At 59.7% G+C, this 20267-nt stretch carries 19 protein-coding genes; 13 read left to right on the plus strand and 6 right to left on the minus strand.

Annotation, left to right across the window (positions count from 1 at the left end):
- Positions 1–73: 73 nt before the first annotated feature.
- Entirely contained in the window at positions 74–844 is a 771-nt protein-coding gene (locus BLO49_RS05350; protein ID WP_090646159.1) for an alpha/beta hydrolase, read from the minus strand.
- 118 nt (positions 845–962) lie between these two features.
- Here BLO49_RS05350 and BLO49_RS05355 point away from each other — a divergent pair, with 118 nt between their 5' ends.
- The 3 genes from BLO49_RS05355 to BLO49_RS05365 all read left to right on the plus strand — a co-directional run bounded on the left by BLO49_RS05355 (position 963) and on the right by BLO49_RS05365 (position 3397).
- Complete coding sequence (locus BLO49_RS05355) at positions 963–2123, plus strand: glycosyltransferase family 4 protein (RefSeq protein ID WP_245678866.1); 1161 nt, start codon at positions 963–965, stop codon at positions 2121–2123.
- Positions 2124–2282: 159 nt separating this feature from the next.
- On the plus strand, positions 2283–2804 hold the full coding sequence (gene infC / locus BLO49_RS05360; RefSeq protein ID WP_090645130.1) for a translation initiation factor IF-3: 522 nt from the start codon (positions 2283–2285) through the stop codon (positions 2802–2804).
- Positions 2805–3046: 242 nt separating this feature from the next.
- A complete protein-coding gene (locus BLO49_RS05365) occupies positions 3047–3397 on the plus strand; it encodes a cupin domain-containing protein (RefSeq protein WP_090645133.1) in 351 nt (116 codons plus the stop codon).
- Here BLO49_RS05365 and BLO49_RS05370 read toward each other — a convergent pair.
- The 3 genes from BLO49_RS05370 to BLO49_RS05380 form a co-directional block, all read right to left on the minus strand.
- A complete protein-coding gene (locus tag BLO49_RS05370; RefSeq protein WP_090645135.1) occupies positions 3384–4277 on the minus strand; it encodes a DMT family transporter in 894 nt (297 codons plus the stop codon). The two genes, BLO49_RS05365 and BLO49_RS05370, sit on opposite strands and share 14 nt — an antisense overlap.
- Before the next feature lie 118 nt (positions 4278–4395).
- Positions 4396–5670, minus strand: coding sequence for a Y-family DNA polymerase (locus BLO49_RS05375; RefSeq protein ID WP_245678867.1), 1275 nt, complete (start codon positions 5668–5670; stop codon positions 4396–4398).
- A 50-nt stretch (positions 5671–5720) separates the two neighbouring features.
- Entirely contained in the window at positions 5721–6137 is a 417-nt protein-coding gene (locus tag BLO49_RS05380) for a VOC family protein (RefSeq protein WP_090645141.1), read from the minus strand.
- A 132-nt stretch (positions 6138–6269) separates the two neighbouring features.
- On the opposite strand from BLO49_RS05380, the gene BLO49_RS05385 reads away from it, so the two are divergent.
- The 9 genes from BLO49_RS05385 to BLO49_RS05425 all read left to right on the plus strand — a co-directional run bounded on the left by BLO49_RS05385 (position 6270) and on the right by BLO49_RS05425 (position 16532).
- A complete protein-coding gene (locus BLO49_RS05385; protein WP_090645145.1) occupies positions 6270–7619 on the plus strand; it encodes an MFS transporter in 1350 nt (449 codons plus the stop codon).
- The gene (locus tag BLO49_RS05390) at positions 7612–8277 is read left to right on the plus strand and encodes a DUF3885 domain-containing protein (protein WP_090645148.1); all 666 of its coding nucleotides are present in this window, start codon (positions 7612–7614) and stop codon (positions 8275–8277) included. Before BLO49_RS05385 ends, BLO49_RS05390 begins: the two co-directional genes overlap by 8 nt.
- Before the next feature lie 129 nt (positions 8278–8406).
- Positions 8407–8604, plus strand: coding sequence for a 50S ribosomal protein L35 (gene rpmI / locus BLO49_RS05395; RefSeq protein WP_090645151.1), 198 nt, complete (start codon positions 8407–8409; stop codon positions 8602–8604).
- Between the two features lie 14 nt (positions 8605–8618).
- On the plus strand, positions 8619–8975 hold the full coding sequence (gene rplT / locus BLO49_RS05400) for a 50S ribosomal protein L20 (RefSeq protein WP_090645154.1): 357 nt from the start codon (positions 8619–8621) through the stop codon (positions 8973–8975).
- A gap of 237 nt (positions 8976–9212) precedes the next feature.
- A complete protein-coding gene (pheS, locus tag BLO49_RS05405) occupies positions 9213–10286 on the plus strand; it encodes a phenylalanine--tRNA ligase subunit alpha (protein WP_090645157.1) in 1074 nt (357 codons plus the stop codon).
- Positions 10287–10469: 183 nt separating this feature from the next.
- Positions 10470–12869 carry a phenylalanine--tRNA ligase subunit beta gene (gene pheT, locus BLO49_RS05410; RefSeq protein ID WP_090645160.1) on the plus strand — a complete coding sequence of 800 codons (2400 nt, stop codon included), beginning with the start codon at positions 10470–10472 and terminating at the stop codon, positions 12867–12869.
- A gap of 165 nt (positions 12870–13034) precedes the next feature.
- Positions 13035–14831 carry a DUF1800 domain-containing protein gene (locus BLO49_RS05415; RefSeq protein WP_090645163.1) on the plus strand — a complete coding sequence of 599 codons (1797 nt, stop codon included), beginning with the start codon at positions 13035–13037 and terminating at the stop codon, positions 14829–14831.
- A 9-nt stretch (positions 14832–14840) separates the two neighbouring features.
- The gene (locus BLO49_RS05420; RefSeq protein WP_220083696.1) at positions 14841–16259 is read left to right on the plus strand and encodes a DUF1501 domain-containing protein; all 1419 of its coding nucleotides are present in this window, start codon (positions 14841–14843) and stop codon (positions 16257–16259) included.
- Between the two features lie 57 nt (positions 16260–16316).
- Positions 16317–16532 carry a flagellar basal body rod C-terminal domain-containing protein gene (locus BLO49_RS05425; protein WP_090645168.1) on the plus strand — a complete coding sequence of 72 codons (216 nt, stop codon included), beginning with the start codon at positions 16317–16319 and terminating at the stop codon, positions 16530–16532.
- Between the two features lie 246 nt (positions 16533–16778).
- Here BLO49_RS05425 and BLO49_RS05430 read toward each other — a convergent pair whose 3' ends face one another.
- Positions 16779–17492, minus strand: coding sequence for a DUF1013 domain-containing protein (locus tag BLO49_RS05430; RefSeq protein ID WP_090645171.1), 714 nt, complete (start codon positions 17490–17492; stop codon positions 16779–16781).
- Between the two features lie 173 nt (positions 17493–17665).
- Here BLO49_RS05430 and BLO49_RS05435 point away from each other — a divergent pair, with 173 nt between their 5' ends.
- Positions 17666–18268: a DUF6348 family protein gene (locus tag BLO49_RS05435; protein WP_090645174.1), complete on the plus strand. Its 603-nt coding sequence runs from the start codon at positions 17666–17668 to the stop codon at positions 18266–18268.
- 21 nt (positions 18269–18289) lie between these two features.
- Here the strand turns inward: BLO49_RS05435 and BLO49_RS05440 are convergent, their stop codons facing one another.
- Positions 18290–20224, minus strand: a complete 1935-nt coding sequence (locus tag BLO49_RS05440) for an alpha/beta hydrolase family protein (RefSeq protein ID WP_090645176.1) — start codon at positions 20222–20224, stop codon at positions 18290–18292.
- Between the last annotated feature and the right edge of the window lie 43 nt (positions 20225–20267).

The raw sequence follows: 20267 nt of genomic DNA on the forward strand, positions 1-20267 counted from the left end.
TTTCCCCCGGGAACCATGACACACCTCCACCAATTTAACCCAAAATGACACATTAGGTGAAAAATGTCAATTTTTACCCTTTTGACAAAAGCAGCAGTTCCGCCACCATGTCGACCAGCAGATCCAGATCCTGCGGGCGTGACAGGCGATGATCGCCGTCCTTGATCAGGTGGATATGAGCATCCGGCGTGGTGACTGTTTCCAGTAGACGCAGGCCGTGGCGCCACGGCACGACATCGTCTTTCATGCCGTGCAGGATACGCAACGGGCCGTCAAAAGCGATCGGGCCATTCAGCACTTCATGCGCCTTCGCCTCCTCGAAAAATGCCTGCGACAGGGGCACCGGCCGGTCATATCCCGGCATCATCCAGACACCGGACACCTCAAGCTGGCGCCGATCCTCCGGCGACAGGGAGGGTAGTATCAGCGCCGTGGCAAAATCGGCGGCCGGCGCCAGGAAACCCGCCGCCTTTATGCGCTCCGGCCGCGCCTTCATCAGCAGGGAGAGCATATGCCCGCCCATGGAAGAGCCTATGGCCACCACCGGTCCTTCGGTCAGGTGAACAAGGACCGCCAGGGCGTTTTCCCGCCAGCGCCCCACCCGCGCTTCGGCGAAGTCCCCACCGGTCTCGCCGTGGGCAAAATAATCGAAACAGAGAAAATTCCACCCTCGCGCCCTGGCCTCGGCCGTCAGTCGCGTCACCTTGCTGCCGGTCATGTCGGACAGAAAACCGCCCAGCCACAAAAGGGTTGCCCCCTCCCCCCGCACCCGCCGATAAGCGAGGCGGTCGCCCTGTGGCGTATCCAGCCATTCGGCAGGCTCTTGAACGAAAGGTATATCCATGCGCATCATTCCTATGACGGCCGCTTTGGTGATTTAAAAGCGGTTGCCACTTTTTCGCTGAAATTTACGTTATGATAAAATGGCTTAGCCGAGCCGCCTTCCTCCCACAAGAGTCTTGATGCCCAAACCCACCTTTACCGCCACTGTTTTGCAGGTCGTTCCCGAGCTTGATACCGGCGGCGTCGAGCAGACCGTGGTCGATATCAGCGAGGCGATCATCGCGGCAGGCGGGCGCTCGATGGTGGCCACAAAAGGCGGACGGCTGGAGGAACGCCTGCTGAAAAAAGGCGCGACCGTCATTCACATGCCGGTCCACAGCAAGAACCCGTTCGTCCAGTGGCAAAACAAAAGCACGCTCCGCCGGCTGATCCGGGCTGAAAAGGTCGATATCGTCCATGTCCGTTCGCGCGCCCCGGCCATGGCCGCCATCGGCGCTGCGAAGGCCGAGGGCATACGCAGCGTCGCCACCTATGCCGGCATCTATAACGCCAGATCGGGCCTGAAGCGCTGGTACAACAGCCAGATGACGCGCGCTGACATGATCATCGCCAATTCGGATTTCACCCGCGCCCACATCCTGAAAACCTATGCCGGCCTGTCTCCCGACAAGGTGATCAGCATTCCGCGCGGCATCGATATGAAGCGTTTCGACCCCGAAGCCTTCGATGTGCGCAAGATCATGAAGATGGAAGAATCATGGGGCGTGCTGTCCGGTGACGGCCGCATCCGGTTCCTGCTGGCAGGCCGCCTGACAAAATGGAAGGGCCAGGCGCTGGTCGTCGAAGCCGCCAACATGCTGCGCCATGAGGATATCGACAACTTCATGATCATCATGGTGGGCGATGACCAGGGCCGCAGCGAATACACTAAGACACTCAAGGACAGCATCCACAAGTACGGCCTTGAGGAACGCATCAAGCTGGTGGGCCACTGCGATGACATGCCTTCGGCCTATACCGCCTGTCATTATGCCTTGGCGCCTTCGCTGGAGCCGGAAGCTTTCGGCCGAACGGCGGTGGAGCCCCAGGCCATGCAGCGCCCGCCTCTTGCCGCCAATCATGGGGCAACCGTTGAAACCGTATTGCCCGGTGAAACCGGCTGGCTGGTGAAACCGGGCGATGCCCATGCCTGGGCCGACGCCATGAAAACCGCCATTACCCTGCCGGAAGAAGACCGTTTCGAGATGGGGCATCAGGGGCGCGAGCGTGTCAGGGAACAATACGGCCTGCCGCTGATGTGCCAGCGCACCCTTGATATTTACCGCTCGCTGCTTACATAGGTTTCGCGCCTGAACGGCCGCAGAAGACCGAATTCCCGAAAATATAAGCGGCTATTTAACCTTTCCAGTGCATAGGGGATTGAAACAAACCCCCTGTTTCGCCATAATCCGCGCAATTCGTTTTAACAGACTCAAGGAGAACGACCTATTCGTCGTCCAATTCAAGCCCCGCCTCCCAAAGACGGCCCCCGCATCAACAATGAGATCAAGGTTCCCCGCGTACTGTTGATCGACGCAGCCGGCGAAAAGCAAGGCATCATGCCGACCTCCGCCGCTCTGGAAGCCGCCGAAGAAGCCGGTCTCGATCTTGTCGAAGTCTCTCCTACCGCTGACCCGCCCGTCTGCAAGATCCTCGATTACGGCAAGTACCGTTTTCAGGAACAGAAGAAGAAGGCCGAGGCGCGCAAGAAGCAGAAGGTCGTTGAAATCAAGGAAATCAAGCTTCGCCCCAATATCGATATCCACGATTATGAGGTGAAGGCCAAGGCCATGACGCGCTTCTTCGAAGAAGGCGACAAGGTCAAGGTGACGCTCCGCTTCCGCGGCCGCGAAATGGCCCACCCCGAACTCGGCATGAAACTGCTGCAAAAGGTAAAAGCCGATTTCGAGCCCACCACTAAGGTTGAATACGAACCGAAGATGGAAGGCAAGCAGATGATCATGATTTTGGCGCCGAAATAGGCTGCCGGATCAATCACAAGAAGCCCTGCGCAAGCGGGGCTTTTTTGTTGCGTGCTTTACCGTACAGGGCCGGTTCATGTGTCTAACTACTTATAGGAATCCACAGATTACACAGATGGCGCTGCGCGCCGGAATCTGTCTGCTGCTGACGACGGCCACGGGAAGCGAAGCGCGCGCTCCTAATCTGTGTTAATCTGTGCAATCTGTGGATTCCCTTCCTTTCTTAAGCTTCGCGGCCCTTAATGTCCCAGTTCATCAAATTCGACCGCTCGACCGTCACACCGGAACACGAGCGCCCAAAGCCTGAGCGTGTCATCGCCGGCGATCCGCGCTTCACGACCTGGCTGCTCGAAACCACACCAGATGACAAGACCTATGCCGGTTACTGGGCCGCCACAGCGGGCACGTGGCGGGTTTCTTATGACGAATGGGAATACTGCACGATCCTCGAAGGTCATGCGATCGTGACGGAAGATGGCCAACCACCGGTGACTCTGAAAGCCGGAGACCACATCGTTTTCCGCAATGGCTACCAGGGACAGTGGCAGGTAATTGAGCCGGTCTTGAAGACCTTCGTGATCATTCTGCCGTAGCGACCCGGCGCTTCATCAGCACCGACGGCGAGAAACCGGTGATCAGGGCGGTGCCGGTAATGATCAGCAATCCGCCGATGACGCTGATCCAGCCGACATGTTCATGCAGGATCAGGCTACCCCACAGGACACCGAACACCGGCACCAGGAAGGTGACGGTCGTGGCCGGCGCGGCGCCGATTTCGTCGATCAGCTTGAAATAAAGCACATAGGCGATGCCGCTGCACAGGATTCCGAGCATCAGGACACAGATGACCACCCAGATATTGGCTGCCGAAGCCGCCGGAAAGAACGGCGTGGCCGGGGCCACCATCAGCGTGGCGGCCCACATGCTGCCGTGAGCATTGGAAAAGGCATCAACGCTTTTCGCCACCTTGGAATAAAGCGCGGCTATGGCATAACAGGCCGCGGCTATCAGACCGGCACCGACACCCAGCAGGGCCGTAGGTGATAAATGGCCGCCGTCAAGCCCGACCAGAACCGCTACGCCTGTGATGCCCAGGCTCAGGCCGGCAATGGTTTTCACCGACAGGCGGTTACGCAGCCAGATTGCGCCAAGGACCGCGCCCCAGATCGGCGTGGTGGCGTTAAGGACCGACATCAGCGAGGCCGGCAGGCTCTTGGCCGCCCAGGCGAACAACAGGAAGGGTATGGCCGTATTGAACAGGCCGAGGATCAGAAAGTGCCTCCAGTCGGATTTGAGATCGAGCTTTTTCTTCGAGAGAAAAGCCAGGCCAAGCAGGAAAACCGCCGCCAGCGCCACGCGCAACTGGATCAGCAGGACAGGCCCCAGCACTGGCGCGGCGATGCGCATGAACAGGAACGACCCGCCCCAGATCGCCGCCAGTCCAATCAGTTTGGCAAGGCTGGATAAGGGCATGGCAAAACTCCTGAAGATTATGGCGGCGATATGCCATGAGATGGGGACGGAGTCCCTCCGCTTCTTGCGCGCCGGACCAATTTGTCAGGATCGTTGCGTCATTTGGCGGTTTCCCTGCCTACTCCCAGAATTCCGGCTGTTCGGGGATGCGGTTGAAGGCGATCTTGGCGCCGACAAAACCGTGCATCTTCGTGCGTGGTCCAATCGTTATCGCATCCTTGCCAAACTTTTGATTGAGCGCATCCAGTGCCGACAACAGGCTCATATGGCGGCCATCCTCCTCGCCGTCCGGTGTCCAGCCGAACAGGTCGGGCTTGGCCCCGGCCTCGATCAGATGCAGGCAGGTGACGACGATCTGCTTTACGCGCGGCGCCTTCAGCCTGCGCGCACACTGCGCCCAAAGATCGTCTGAGGCTTCGAGCATCCGAAAACTGTCCGACGTCACGGCAAAGCGGGTGGCCGCCTCCAGCCGCTCGCCGCCAGCGCCGCGCAGGTAAAGATGTAAGCCCCCGCATTTATAACCCATGCGCCGCAGCCGCGAGCCGCACTTGGCCGTCAGCCGCCGAGCCACGCCTCGCGCATGTTCCGCCGGCCTCAGCTCCTGCGCCAGGACGTGACCATGAGTGATGCTGGCGCGATGTGTCTCTATCTCCAGTGGATCGGTGCCGTGCAGCGCATACCAGAAGTTTTCCCCCATGATGCCACGCCATATCTGACGCATCCGCGATGGCGACAACTCCCATAATTGCCGGACGGTCTCAACCCCGGCCGCATTCAGCCGCGCCTTCATCGAACGCCCAATGCCGGCAAACTCATCAATCTCCAGCTCCAGCAGCGCGCCGGGCAATTCATCCTGGCGCAGCACGGTCAGGCCCAGCGGTTTTTTCATATCGGCCGCCGTCTTGGCCAGCAGGCGCGACGGGGCGATACCGATGGAGGCGGTCAGGCATTCGCCGACATTTTCCAGAATGCGCCGCTGGATGCGATGCCCCAGGGCCCGCGCCGGCGCCTCCAGTTGCTGCGGCCCCATCAGCCGGCACGCCACCTCGTCGATCGAGCAGACCTTCTCGACCGGGATGACATGATCGATCTGCGCCAGTATCTGGTTATGCAGGTCGACATAGCGATCGGGCCGCGCCTCACGAATAACCAGGCCGGGGATGCGCTCCCGCGCCTCCTTCACCTGCGTGCCCGTCTTGACGCCCAGCGCCTTGGCTTCCTTGCTGGCCGCTATGGCGCAGGTGTAATCCGACATCACCGGCACCACGATTACGGGGCGGTTGCGGATCGCCGGCTCGTCCTGCTGGGCGCAACTGGCGAAGTAGCTGTTCATGTCGAGATAGAGCCAGCGCAGGTCGCCGCCATCGCGCCAGCGGGGGTCTAGCTCCTTCATGTCAGCATTCTGCGCCATAAACAGAACATAACAAGAACAAAATTGCAGAGTCAAGCCGGGAAATCGGCGGTGATCACCACTGATAGCGCGGATCGTTTGGCGGCTCCGTGGAAGACCGCCTCGACATTGTGACCATCCGGATCGAGAAGAAAGGCACCGTAATAGCCGGGATGGTAATCACGCAGGCCCGGCGCGCCATTATCACGCCCCCCGGCCGCCAGTCCGGCTTCGTAAAAACGCTTCACGGCGGCCTCGTCCTTTGCCTGAAAGGCAATATGGACATGCGATACCGGCCCGTCGGCCGCGCTGATATAAAGCTCGTCCGCCGAAAAGGAATGCGGCGTTTTGCGAAAGGCGACATCCGGATTAACCGCGCCGATCACCGCGCGATAAAAACGTTCGCTGGCCGCCATGTCAGCGACGCGCAGATGGACATGGTCGAACAGACGACCGAGATGAAGTTGCATGGACCGGCTCCTGTAAGCCGCCTCCCCGCCTCTGCATATACCTTAACCGGCCCATTTCCGGCAGCAGGAACTTCACGCAGTTGCGATAAAGAAACTGTCGCAATCGATGGCAAATCATTTATAACCGCCGTCATGGCCAAACCCGATACCCGCATTGCGTCCACGGACGAGTCCCTACTGTCCGAACCGGATGACCTGCGCCCCGCCGAGGAAGACGCCAAAGAAGATGAGCGCGATACGCGCACCTTTTTCCGTGGCCGCCTGCTGGGCAAGGTGCGCGCCTTTCTGAACGAGAATGGCCCCCTGGCCGCCATGTTCGCTGTGGTGTTCGTCAATCTGGTCGGGTTCGGCATCGTCGTGCCGCTGATGCCCTTCTTCGCCCAGAGCCTGGAGGCGCAGGCGTGGCAGGTGACTCTGATGTTCACCACCTATTCGCTCGGCCAGTTCTTCGCCGAACCCTATTTCGGAAGGCTTTCCGACCGCATCGGCCGCAAGCCGATCCTGATCATCACCACGGCGCTCAGTGTTCTCTTCTATGTCTTGCTGGCCTTTTCACCAAATATCTGGATCGCCATCCTGATCCGCTTCTTCAGCGGGCTCAGTTCCGGCAATATCTCCACCATCCAGGGCTATGTGTCGGATGTGTCACCGCCGGAAAAACGTTCCGGTCGAATGAGTCTGATCGGCGGCGCCTTCTCGCTGGGCTTCATTATCGGCCCCTTCATCGGCGGCATACTGAGCCACGAGACCGCCGCCGGCGGCAACCAGTTCCGCCTGCCCCTGATGGGCGCCGCGCTTCTGTCGGCGCTCGCCTGCCTGGGCGTCATGTTGTTCATCCGCGAAAGCCGCGAGCGCCGCACCAAGGTTGAGGCCGCGCAACCGCACATCCTGAAGACCGCGCAGGAGGCCCTGCAAAGCCCGGTCCTCGTGCGCCTGATTCTCTCCACACTCTGCTACATGATGGCTTTCGCCGGTCTGGAATCGACCTTCGGCCTGTGGGCGGAGGCGCGCTTTCACTGGGGGCCGAAGGAGATCGGCGCTATCTTCCTGCCACTCGGTATCGCCGCCGCCCTGATGCAGATGGTCTTCATGCGGCCGCTCACCCGCCGCTATGGTGAAAGTAAGGTGCTGGCCGCGGGGCTGTTCGTCTTCGGATTGAGTTTTGTGCTCCAGGGCATGAACCATATCGGCTGGCTGATCACCCCTATCATCATGCTGGGGGCGCTCGGCCAGGCGGTGATCTTCTCCTCGATCTGCGCCATTATCTCGCTGTCGACCTCGCCGGACAAGCAGGGCGCCATGCTGGGCCTCAACATGTCGACCGGCGCCATCGCCCGCATCACCGGCCCGATGATCGCCGGCTATGTCTTCAGCCTGTTCGGGCCGGATGCCTCCGTGTGGATGGGGGCGGTGACCACCCTGCCCGCGGCCCTGCTGGCCCTGCAACTCGGCAAGTATCAGAAGCGGAAAGCGCATGGATAAAGTGGTTTTTCAGGCCGACTGGCGGCGATTTCACGCCAATACCCAGCCTGTCGGCCACCTGCTGCGCGAGGCCGAGGGCTGGAACCTGACGCGCTTCCACTTCCTGCCGAATGACCGCCGCCTGGCCGCCGATCATGATGAACTGCGCAGCCTTCTGGAACGCTATAACCGGGTGGCGACCGCCACGCTGGGTGAAGACGCCTCCTGCTGGCTGATCATCCTGCAATCGCCCAACCAGGACCGCCGGTTGGGTCAGCGTCTGGAGCGCATCAAGTCGCGCTACGGCCTCCAGCCCGGCTGGTCGTTCTTCAATGCCACCGACAACCTCAGCTATCAGGTCTGCGCCGGTGAAGTCACCTGGCGGACGGACAGCTTCAACCGCCTGCTGCTGAATGTCTATCAGACAGAACTGTGGGATGTGTTGTGGATGAACCGGGAAACCGGCGCGGTCTTCCGGCCCTATGATGCCGGCGCCGACATCTCGCAACCAACGCCGAATGACTTGATCGCGCGTATTTCCAGCTTCTATGGCTGGATGCCGACCAATGGCCACGGCTTCATCCATTTCAATGCCGCACAGATGGCGACGGCGAAGTTCCAGGTCACAAAGCCCTGCGCCGAAGCGATCCAGAAGGTTATCGCGGCGGAGAAGAAATAAAGACTCCGCTTGCACTTGCAGGCCATTTCCTGTAGTGCTCCGCCTTCCTACCGACCCGACGGGCCAAAAGGCATGCCTTGGCGGGTCTTAATCCTTATAGAGGGCGGCTTTAATCCAGCCGTACATGAAATGCCCAAGCTGAAGACCAAGTCGGGCGCCAAGAAGCGCTTCCGCATCACTGCCTCTGGCAAGGTGAAGGCCGGCGTCGCCGGCAAGCGTCACCGTTTGATCTCGCACAACGCGAAGTACATCCGCCAAAACCGGGGTACTGAAGTGATGTCCAAGCCGGACATCATCAAGATCAAATCCTACATGCCCTACGCCTAAGGAGACTGTGAACAATGGCTCGCGTTAAAAGAGGCGTAACTTCCCACGCCAAGCACAAGAAGGTTTTGAAGCTCGCCAAGGGTTTCTATGGCCGTCGCAAGAACACCATCCGCACCGCCAAGGCGGCCGTCGACAAGGCCGGCCAGTACGCTTACCGTGACCGCAAGGTCAACAAGCGTAACTTCCGCGCCCTGTGGATTCAGCGCATCAATGCCGCTGCCCGCCTGGAAGGCTTCACCTATTCGCAATTCATCCACGGCCTGAACGTGGCCGGCATCGACATGGACCGTAAGGTTCTGTCCGATATCGCCATGCACGACGCCGACGGCTTTAAGGCCGTCGCTGAAAAGGTGCGCGCGGCTCTGGGTTGATCGCAGATCGGTCCTGACTAAAAGAACCCCGCACCATTACCGGTCGCGGGGTTTTTTGTTTCCCGAAGCAAGATACCCCACCACCACGCCATAAAGAATGGCGCGGTCCCCCTCCCCGGCAAGCGGGGAGTGGGACCGCAAGCGAAGCGCAGTGGTGGTGGGGTTTCTTGCTTACTTTAATTGCGTCCGCAGCGTCTTTCGCCTAAACACTCGCATCCCCTGCTCAAAGACAAGACCATGACCGCCTATACCGACCTCCAGACCGAAATCGAAGGCGAGATTGCCGCCGCTGCTGACCTGGCCGCCCTTGACGTTGTCCGCGTCTCGGCCCTGGGCAAGACCGGCCGCATTTCCGGCCTGCTCAAGACCCTGGGTTCCCTGCCGCCGGAAGAGCGCAAAACCACTGGCGCGGCCATCAATGCCGTGCGTGACGCCATCTCCGCCAGCCTCGAAGCGCGCAAGGACGTGCTCGAAGCCGCCCATCTGGCCGAGCGCCTGGCCAGGGAACGCATCGACCTATCCCTGCCCTCGGCGCCGCGCCCGAAAGGCGGCGTCCACCCGACGCTTCAGGTCATGGACGAGATGATCGCCATCTTTGCTGACATGGGTTTCGAAGTCGCCGAAGGTCCGGACATCGAGGACGACTTCCATAACTTCACCGCGCTGAACTTCCCGGAAAAGCATCCGGCGCGCGAAATGCACGATACCTTCTTCTTTAATCCAGATGAGAATGGTGTGCGCAAGCTTCTGCGCACCCACACCTCGCCTGTCCAAATCCGCTCGATGATCTCCGGCAAGCCGCCCTTCCGCCTGATCGTGCCGGGACGCGTTTTCCGTTGTGATTCAGACCAGACCCACACGCCGATGTTCCACCAGATCGAGGGCCTGGTGATCGACAAGACCGCGCACATGGGCCATCTGAAATGGGTGCTGGAAACCTTCATTTCGCGTTTCTTCGAAACCGACAGCGTCACCACCCAGTTCCGCCCGCACCACTTCCCCTTCACCGAGCCTTCGGCGGAAATGGATGTGCGCTGCTCGTGGGAAAAGGGCGAGCTCAAGGTCGGCACCGGCGATTCATGGCTGGAAATCCTCGGCTGCGGCATGGTCCATCCGAACGTACTGCGCGCCTGCGGCGTCGATCCGGACGAATATCAGGGCTTTGCCTGGGGCATGGGCGTCGATCGCCTGACCATGCTGAAATACGGCGTGCCGGACCTGCGCGACATGTTCGCCGCCGATACGCGCTGGCTGGGCCACTATGGTTTTAGCGGTTTTGCCGCGCCGAACTCAGCTTCCGGGCTCTCGTAACAAAGAGGCCCCCTCCGGCGAGACAAGCTCGCCACCTCCCCCGCTTCGCAAAGAAGCTCGCAAGGGAGGAGAAGATGGTCGAACCTTCCTTCTCCTCCCCTGTGAAACGGGGGAGGTGGCGGGCGAAGTCCCGCCGGAGGGGGCCAACCCGATTTGAAATTTTCTCGAACGAAGTTCACACACATGAAATTCTCGCTCTCCTGGCTCAAAGACCACCTCAAGACCGACGCCACCATCGATGAGGTGGCCGCCGCCATGACCATGGCCGGTCTCGAAGTCGAAAACATCCACGATCCCGCCAAGGCGCTGACGCCCTTCTCCGTAGCCAAGGTCGTCGAAGCCGCGCGCCACCCCAATGCCGACAAGCTCCAGGTGCTCCAGGTCGATACCATCGACGGCCGCAAGGAAATCGTCTGCGGCGCGCCCAATGCCCGCGCCGGCATGACCACCATCTATGCCCCGATCGGCGCTTATGTGCCCGGCCTCGGTGTCACCCTGGTCGAAAAACCGGTGCGCGGCGTCGTTTCCAACGGCATGATGTGCTCCGGTGCCGAGCTGGAAATCGACAGTGATGCCGACGGCATCCTCGACCTGCCCGATAGCCTTGCCGTCGGCACGCCGGCCGCCGAGGTCTTCGGCGCCGAACCGGTCATCGATTTCGAAGTTACCCCCAACCGTCCCGACTGGCTGGGCGTCCACGGCATCGCCCGTGATCTCGCCGCCACCGGCCTTGGCACCTTCACCGAGACCACCATCGCGACCGTTCCCGGCACCTTCCCCTCGCCGATCACCGTCACGGTCGATGGCGACGGCTGCCGCCATTTCACCGGCCGCGTCATCCGCGGCGTGAAAAATGGCCCGTCGCCCAAATGGTTACAGGACAAGCTCAAGGCCATCGGCCTGAAGCCGATCTCGACCCTGGTCGATATCACCAACTATCTGTCCTATGACCGCGCCCGCCCGCTGCACGTCTATGATGTCGCCAAGCTCTCCGGCACGGCGATCCAGGCCCGCCTTGGCCATCACAATGGCGCGCACGACGAGCAGCTCATCGCGCTCGACGGCAAGACCTATGACATCGGCCCGGACATGTGCGTCATCGCCGATGCCGATGGTCAGCGCCCGATCGGCCTGGGCGGCGTCATGGGCGGCGAAAGCACCGGTGTCAACGAAACCACCACCGAGGTCTTCCTCGAATCCGCCTGGTTCGATCCCATCCGCATCGCCCAGACCGGCCGCAGCTTAAGCCTCAATTCCGATGCGCAGTATCGTTTCGCACGCGGCGTCGATCCGCAATCGACCCGTCCGGGTCTCGAACTGGCAACCAAACTGATCCTCGATCTGTGCGGCGGTGAAGCCTCCGAGGTCGTGGAAGCCGGCGCACCGGTCGCAGGTCGCGCCGATGTGAGCTTCGATCCGGCCTATGTGGGGCAACTGACTGGGCTGAATATACCGACCGACAAGATCGCCGAGATCCTGACCGCGCTCGGCTTTGGCGTCACCAAAGGCACGCCCTGGATTGTGACCGTGCCGTCATGGCGCCGCGATGTCGACGGCAAGGCCGATCTGGTCGAGGAAGTGGCCCGCATCTACGGCTTCAATAATATCCCCGCCACGCCGCTGCCCGTTGTGGGCCTGCGCCCCGGCGGCGTGCTGACCGGTCAGCAGGCCAAGGCCCGCACGGCCCGCCGCGCGCTGGCGGCCTTCGGCTATTCGGAAGCCGTCACCTGGTCGTTCATGCGTCAGGATTGGGCAAAGCTGTTCGGTGGCGGTGACGACACGCTCGTTCTCGCCAACCCGATCGCCTCGGAACTGAACTGTATGCGGCCATCAGGCCTGCCCAACCTGCTGGAAGCCGCCGGCCGCAACGCCGCCCGCGGGTTCGATGGTGTGCAGTTGTTCGAGATCGGGCCCATCTATCAGGGCCTGGAACCGAACGACCAGAAGACCACCATCACGGCCATCAAGGCGCCGGACAAGTCGCGCCACTGGCAAGCCCGTGGTGAAGACGCCCTGTTCGCGCTCAAGGGCGACCTGATGGAGCTGCTCGAAGCCATGGGTGCGCCGGTCGCTTCGCTGCAACTGGTCCAGGGCAACAACAATGGTTGGTGGCACCCCGGCCGTTCGGCCCGCCTGCAACTCGGCCCGAAGCAGATCGTCGCCGAGTTCGGTGAACTGCATCCGGCCGTGCTGAAGGCGCTGAATCTCGATGGCGCACATGTTGGCTTCGAAATCCGCCTCGACCTGCTGCCATCGCCCAAGGCGAAGTCCGGCAAGTCGAAGGGTGCGCTGACCATTTCCAACCTGATGCCGTTGACCCGCGACTTCGCCTTCCTGCTGCCGGCCGAGGCCGCTGCCGGCGATCTCGTCCGTGCCATCAAGGGCGCCGACAAGGTGCTGATCGGCGATGCGCAGGTGTTCGACGTCTATACCGGCGCAGGCGTGCCTGAGGGCCAGAAATCCCTGGCGGTTGAGGTCACCATCACCCCGACTGACAAGACCCTGACCGAGCCGGAGATCGAAGCGATAAGCGCCAAGATTATCGCGGCTGCCGGCAAGATCGGCGCGGCCTTACGCGCATAGGCAACCACGAAACCGCCTGTGCCCAAGGGATCGCAGGCGGGTTCCAGATCACGATTCTGTTTTTCGGAGAACGCGGTTCCCCCATTTAGGAAAACGTTAATAACTGGCCAACATAGCTTTGTTTCGCACCTGAAACAGTTACAGCATCTTGGCGAGGGTAAAGACGTGGAATTCCAGGATACGCGCCCAGTCGCACACCCAGAAAACCGAGATGAACCTGTTGTTTCGCCGCAAGCGGTTCCGGCGGCCGATAGCGTTCAAAGTTCACCCCTGCCCGGCCTCGGTCTGCTCGGCGCTCTGTCTGTAGCACTTGCCGCCTGCGGCGGCGGAGGAGGGGGGAGTGGCGGAGGCAGCACAGGCGGCGGCACCACGCCCACGCCGGTCAATTACAACTACGCCCCGGCTGATGCCGCCCGCTTCCTGCTGCAAGCGCAATTCGCCTTCAAGGACAGCGATCTGGCCGCCCTCAATGCCAAGGGATATGATGGCTGGCTGACAGCCCAATTCGATACGCCCGCCAATCAGACGGGTGTCGCCTGGATGAATGCCCAGGGCCACAATATACCGACCTCCGATGGCAACTATTTCGGTTCATCGCCAGGCGATTTCATGATCTGGCACGCCTTGATGACCGATACGGATCAATTGCGCAAACGTTGCGCCTTGGCTGTCTCTGAAATGATGGTGGCCTCCCTCAACCCGTTCGGCGGCTGGTGGCCTTCCTATGTCATTGCCGGATATTGGGATACGCTTAATGCCCATGTGTTCGGCAATTTTCGCACCCTGCTCGAACAGATCACGCTGACGCCGGCCGTTGGCGCCTTTCTGAATACCGCCGGAAACCTCAAGGAAGACCCTGCCACGGGCCGTGAACCGGATGAAAACTATGCCCGCGAGGTCATGCAGCTTTTCACTATCGGGCTGTACGAACTCAATATTGACGGCACCCCTAAGACCGACCTTCTTGGCAACAAGAAAGAGACCTACACACAGTCAGATATCAGCAATCTGGCGCGCGTCTTTACCGGTTATGACTGGGACTGGTCAAAGGTCACCTGGACCAATGTCAGTTGGCTGGATTACGACGTGCCTTCGACTGAGTTCGCCACGTCGCCAATGGCCTTCAATGCCGACAACCATTCGATGCTGGAAGTCAAGTTTCTTGGCGTCACTATACCGGCCAATACACCGGGACCGGACGCCTTGAAGATTGCGCTGGACACCCTGTTCAATCACCCCAATGTCGGCCCCTTCTTCGGCCGGCAAATGATCCAGCGGCTGGTCACTTCCAACCCTTCTCCGGCCTATGTGTCGCGCGTCGCCGCCAAGTTCAATGATAACGGCTCCGGTGTGCGGGGCGACCTGAAAGCCGTCTGGCGGGCCATCCTGCTCGATGACGAAGCCCGCACCCTGCCGACCAACAACACGGCCGGCAAGCTTCGTGAACCCATGATCCGTCTGGCGCAGTTCGCTCGCACGTTCGATGTCTACAGCACAAACGGTAAGTGGGAAATCTATGACCTGTCCGGCTCTGGTTGGGGTATTGGCCAGAGCCCTCTGCGATCGCCGTCAGTTTTCAATTTCTTCCGGCCTGGATATGTGCCGCCTCAGACGGCCATCGCGGCAAATGGCGATGTGGCGCCGGAATTCCAGCTTCACAATGAAACGACAGTTGCAGGCTTTATTAACTTCTTCACGTCGGTCATGCAGGATGGCTATGGCGACGTAAAGCCGGACTACACGGCGATGATGCCCAATATCAGTAATTCACAGGCTCTTCTTGACTGGATGAACCTGCATTTAAGCGCCAATCAGGTTTCACCCGCCACAATCGCTTTAATCAAGGCGGCGATTGACGTCCATCCGATCGATGCCAGCAGTACCGACTTCAACAAGCGTGACCGCATCTGTAACTGCATCCTGCTGCTGATGTCCTGCCCCGAATATCTGATCCAGAAATAGGAATTCACATTGTACAATAACCGAATTCCCGACCTCAACCGCCGCGCTTTCATGAAACGCGCCGCCGCCATAGCGGGTCTGGGCGCCGCCGCTCCCATAGCTCTTAATTTGGCAAGCGTGGGAGAAGCGGCGGCCATGGACGCCACCGATTACAAGGCTATTGTCTGTTGCTTCTTTTACGGCGGCAATGATTACGCCAATACGGTCATTCCCTATGACCTGCCGAATTATGATCTTTACAGCGCCATTCGCGGTGGCGCATCGGGCCGCCAGCGCGGGGGCGTTGCGCTGGGCCACAGCGAACTGGACGGCACGGTTCTGACCACCCTGACACCTCAGACCCTGACCAATGACATCCGATACGCCCTGGCACCAGAACTCACCGGTGTGGCGTCCCTGTTCAATACGGGTCATGCCGCCATCCAGCTCAATGTGGGGCCGCTGGTTGTGCCGCTCACCCTGGCGCAATACCAAAGTAACAGCAAGGCCTACCCCCAGCCCCCCAAACTCTTCTCACATAATGATCAGTCATCCATCTGGCAGTCGCTTGGCTCCGAAGGTGCGACGGTCGGATGGGGGGGACGTATGGGCGATCTGGCCATGGCTTCCAATGGCCAGAGCCTGATGACCTGCATATCAGCGTCCGGCAATGCCGTTTTCGTTTCTGGCAACGATACCCTCCAATACCAGATAAGCACGGATGGTGCGGTCCCTATCTGGCCAGCCAAAGGCTGGGTTTTCGGCTCATCCGAGACCTCCACCCTGCTGAAGCAGTTGATTACCGAGCCACGCTCCCACGTCATGGAAAACGCCTTCAATGTAGTGACCAAGCGGTCTATGGATATGGAAGCCATCGTAAATGCCGCACTCGATCCGGTTACACTGACAACTCATTTCGATCAGACCAATGATTTCGCTAAGCAGTTCGAGATCGTGGCCAGGCTGATCGCCGCTCGCAACGCGCTCGGCACCAAGCGCCAGGTATTCTTCGTTTCTATAGGCGGCTTTGACAATCACGACGGCCTGATGACGAACCACCCCAAGTTGATGGCCACCTTCAATTCAGCCATAACCTCTTTCTACAATGCCACGGTTGAACTGGGCGTCGCCAATAAGGTCACCACCTTCACGGCCTCGGATTTTGGCCGTACCCTGGCCTATAATGGCGATGGTTCCGATCATGGCTGGGGCTCGCACCACTTCGTTATCGGAGGGGCGGTCAAGGGCGGCCAGTTTTACGGGACAGCCCCGCATATTTCACTGGAAACCGACGACCAGGTCGGTCAGGGGCGTCTTTTACCATCGACAGCGGTAGATCAGATGGCAGCCACCCTTGGCAGGTGGTTCGGACTGTCGGGCTCGGAAATAACATCGGTCCTACCCAATATCGGCAACTTCGCCACCGCTAATCTGGGCTTCATGGGTTAACCCCGGTTAACCGCATCTTTAAAATTCGCCTTAAACTTTGACGCGCATACTGTGGATATGTCCGCGATCAGTACAGCCACAGCCGGGATCATCTCCGCCACGCAGCGCTTTGATAAAGCCGCCGCGAACACGGCCCGTAATGCCACCAATGGCCAGGATATCCTGAGCGACCTGGTTGATCAGATCGACTCGCGCAACGCTTTCAAGGCCAATATCAGCGTCATCAAAACCGCCGACGAGATGCTGGGCAGCCTGCTCGATATCAAGACTTAAAGCGCTCATAGGCCGCGCAGGTTCACCGCATCAGCGGCGGCGGGCCTCGCCCTTGCCAAATCAAAGACGATTTGGAGATTTCTTCCTGACTGTAGCTTCCAAGCGTTCCCTGCCTGAAACTCAAAAGCCCGCCGGATAATCCGGCGGGCTTTCTTTATAAGGCTATGACCTCCAAACGCTTTCGCGTTTGGCAAGGGCGACCGCCCGCCGCCGCTGATGCGGCGAGCCTCGCGGCACTTGAGCGCTTTAAAAGTCCTCGTCTTCTTCCGGTTCGGAGCGCTTGCCGCCGCCGACGCCGAAGACGTCCTCGACCGACAGGTCGGACTTCTTGCCGTAGGGGCTGTCTTCCTCTTCCTCGAAGGCAGGCTGAACGGTGACAGCCGGCTTCAGCGACGGATCATCGAGCGGAATGCCGAGCTTCTCGGCCTGCTTGCGCTTGGCTTCGGCACCCTTGCGCACTGCGGCGTCAAGTTCGATCTGGCCGATCAGGCCGAGCGTCACCGGATCAACCGGCTTGATATTGGCCGAGTTCCAGTGGGTGCGCGCACGGACTTGTTCGATGGTCGACTTGGTGGTGCCGAGCAGCTTGGAGATTTGCGCATCGGTGATTTCCGGGTGATTCTTGACGAACCACAGGATGGCGTCCGGGCGATCCTGACGGCGCGATACCGGCGTATAGCGCGGCGCCTTCTTCGAAGGCTTCAGCAGTTCGGCGTGGCGCGACACCAGGGCCTTCATGCGGTACTTCGGGTTTTCCTCGGCACGGGTCAGTTCCTCGCGGGTCAACTGGCCGTTGGCGATCGGGTCGGCGCCGCGGATATCGCGCGCCACTTCACCATCGGCAATGCCCTTGACTTCAAGCGGATGCAGGCCGCAGAACTCGGCGATCTGGTCGAAGGCCAGCGAGGTGTTATCGACGAGCCAGACGGCGGTCGCCTTCGGCATCAGGATATCGGACATGTGTTTATCCTTGTGTTGAGCGGTCGTTACGACCGTCCAGAAATGGCTACGCCCGGCCTTTTCGGCCGGGCGCGGGTGTTGTGGATGATGGTATAGAGCGATTTTAAGCCAAAGGGAAGCCTGTTTGACACATCCTCTGGCAGAGGCGCGGAAACATGCCTATGTAACTGGCCATGAGCGACCTGCCCGTGCCCCACATCGATCTGACGCCGCTGTTTTCGGCCTTCGACCTGACTCCCGAACGGCGCGGCGACTGGTGGCTGGTCGATGGTCTCTACCCCGCGATCCGCGTTCAGAGTACCGGCCGCTCGCTGACCATCGACCTGGCCCTGACCGAGGATCTGCGCATCAGCGAAACCTATGCGGCGGATGACGGCCTCTCCCTCTTCCGCGAGGGTGCCCTCCCCCTGCTGCTCAGCGCCTTCTGGGGGCGGCACAATCCCGGCCAGGTCACGCGCCAGATTATCAAAAGGGCGGATGGTCCCTGGCAGATCCTCACTGGCCGCTACCTGCGCCAGGTGGAGACCGGCGAACGTCCGCCGGTGCCTTACCTGCTGTTCGGCACGATCGAAGCCTTTTTGAAAGAGGCGGCACTGGAAGGCGATATCCACTGGCTGTCCATTGCCGTCTCGGTCGATGAAGATGGCGCCTATGCCGATATCCGGCTCAATAATGTCCGCCAGCCGGAACTCGAAGCCGCCATCCGCGCGCTCGACTGGTTCCATGATGGCCGCGACTACCGGCTGCGCCTGGCGGTGCTGATGATAAGGGTTTAGATGTCAGAGTGGACGGCTTCGTCACGCTTTTTTCGCAAATGATTTGGCGATGAAATCGTCCATGGCGTTCAAAGCCATCAACCGCTGCTCCGCATCGTTGGGCCCATGTCGCATGGATTTGACCTCGATGTAGGTCACATCCTTCCCCGCGGCCTTCATCGCCGCATTCATCTTTCGGCTGTGAGACACATTTACGTTGTCATCAGAGTCACCGTGGATCAGAAGCAGAGGCGCACGGATAGCGTTGACATGTTCGATAGGTGAAGTTGCGTGGATCTTGTCCGCATCCCGCCCTGGATTGCCAATGACGGCGCGCCAGTATTCCCTGCCGTAGCCTCCCCACCAGACATCATCGTCGTCGCGGAGCGAACTGAAGAGATCCGAAACGCCGGCGCCAGCGATACCGCAGGCATAGGTATCAGGTGTAAAGGCCAGAGCCGCTTCGGCAAGATACCCGCCCCATGACCATCCCGCGACACACACCTTCCGCGGATCGATCATGCCCTGGGTGGCCAGAAAACGCACGCCATCTTCAAGATCGGTCGTCATCAGGTCCAGATGAATATTCCCGGCGCGTTCAAACGCATCTCCGAAGCCGCTCGAACCGCGATACTGTGGCTGGAGGATGACATAACCTTTCGAAGCCAGATACTGCGCCTGGTAATCGAAATAATAAATATCACGCGAAGCCGGCCCGCCGTGAGGGAAAACAATCAAAGGCGCGTGGGCCGGCGTATCCTTGCGTTTGGTCACATAAGCGGGAATGTCCAGGCCATCGCGCGCCTTGTAGGTGATATAGGTCATGGGCGCCAGCGTCTGGCCGTCCAGTTCCGGATAGTTTCCGCCGATACGCACAAGGTCGTGGGTCTCGGCGCTGTAATAGTAATAGCTGTCTGGTGCCTCCGGAGCCGAAACCAGGAAAACAACGCCCTTTTGATCTTCCGTCATGTCGGCAATATCGACAAAGGAATCGGGGAACAGTTTTTCGACCGCGCTGATGATCTTAAGATGAAACGGATCGATCCATTCTGTATGGATCCGGTCGGTGATCGTGCTGATGCCGACAATATGACCGAACTTATCAAAGGTAAGGTCCATATCCTTGTTTGGTCCGCTGCGATAAAGCGACTTCTGGCTTGTGGCAATATCAAAGCGGTACATCGAACAGAGGCTTTTCGAATAGTCGAACTCCGTCCAGTAAATCGCGTTATCGTATTCGCAGTAGTTGAAGTTGATGTAATAGACCTTATCCTGCTCAGGGAGGCGCAGGACCTGCTGAGGCGCTCCTGGCTCAACCCGGTAGTGGAAAATCAGGGAAGTAGAGCCGTAGCTTATCTTCCCATCCATTATTTGCACGGCCACGCGCTCACGGCCCTGCCGGTCGATGAAATGATAATCGGCCGGTAAAAGATGTTCACCGGATGTGATCTTGCCAGTGGCAATGTCCAGATGCTGGCTGAACGTCTGGCTCAGCGTGACAGCATAGGGGGCTGCCCCTTCAACGAAGCCGCCGATCGGCGCCAGATCGCCCGCGCCGACGGGATGGCCCTCGGGCGAGAACAGAAGACGCAGAAATTTGGCGTCTTTAGTTATGACAGCCGGAGAATAGTCGATGACCCTGAGCCAGTTTGTGCTTTTCTGAATCTTGTCGTCCTTCAGATAGACAACCAGATAGTCGTTACCTACCCACTGCAGCACGTTGAACTTGTGTGTCCCGGCCTCAAGGGCTTTTTCCGAATGGGTGAGGAGGTCATGAACAATGATCCGGTTGTCCTCTACCCACGCCAGATGTGTTCTGTCCGGCGATAACTGCGGCGGACTCATGAACATGTCGCGTGTGAAGAATTCGGGCTTGGGCGGCATTGCTGCGGCATCCGCATGAGCGCGACGCGTTGCCGCAAGCGCATTGGTCATCAGTAAGGCAGCCGATGCCAGAAGCAGGTGACGCCGTATCATTTTATCCCCCCAATTTCCCCACTAATCAGAATACCACATCATA

It is taken from the genome of Asticcacaulis taihuensis (assembly GCF_900100255.1).
GTDB lineage: Bacteria > Pseudomonadota > Alphaproteobacteria > Caulobacterales > Caulobacteraceae > Asticcacaulis > Asticcacaulis taihuensis.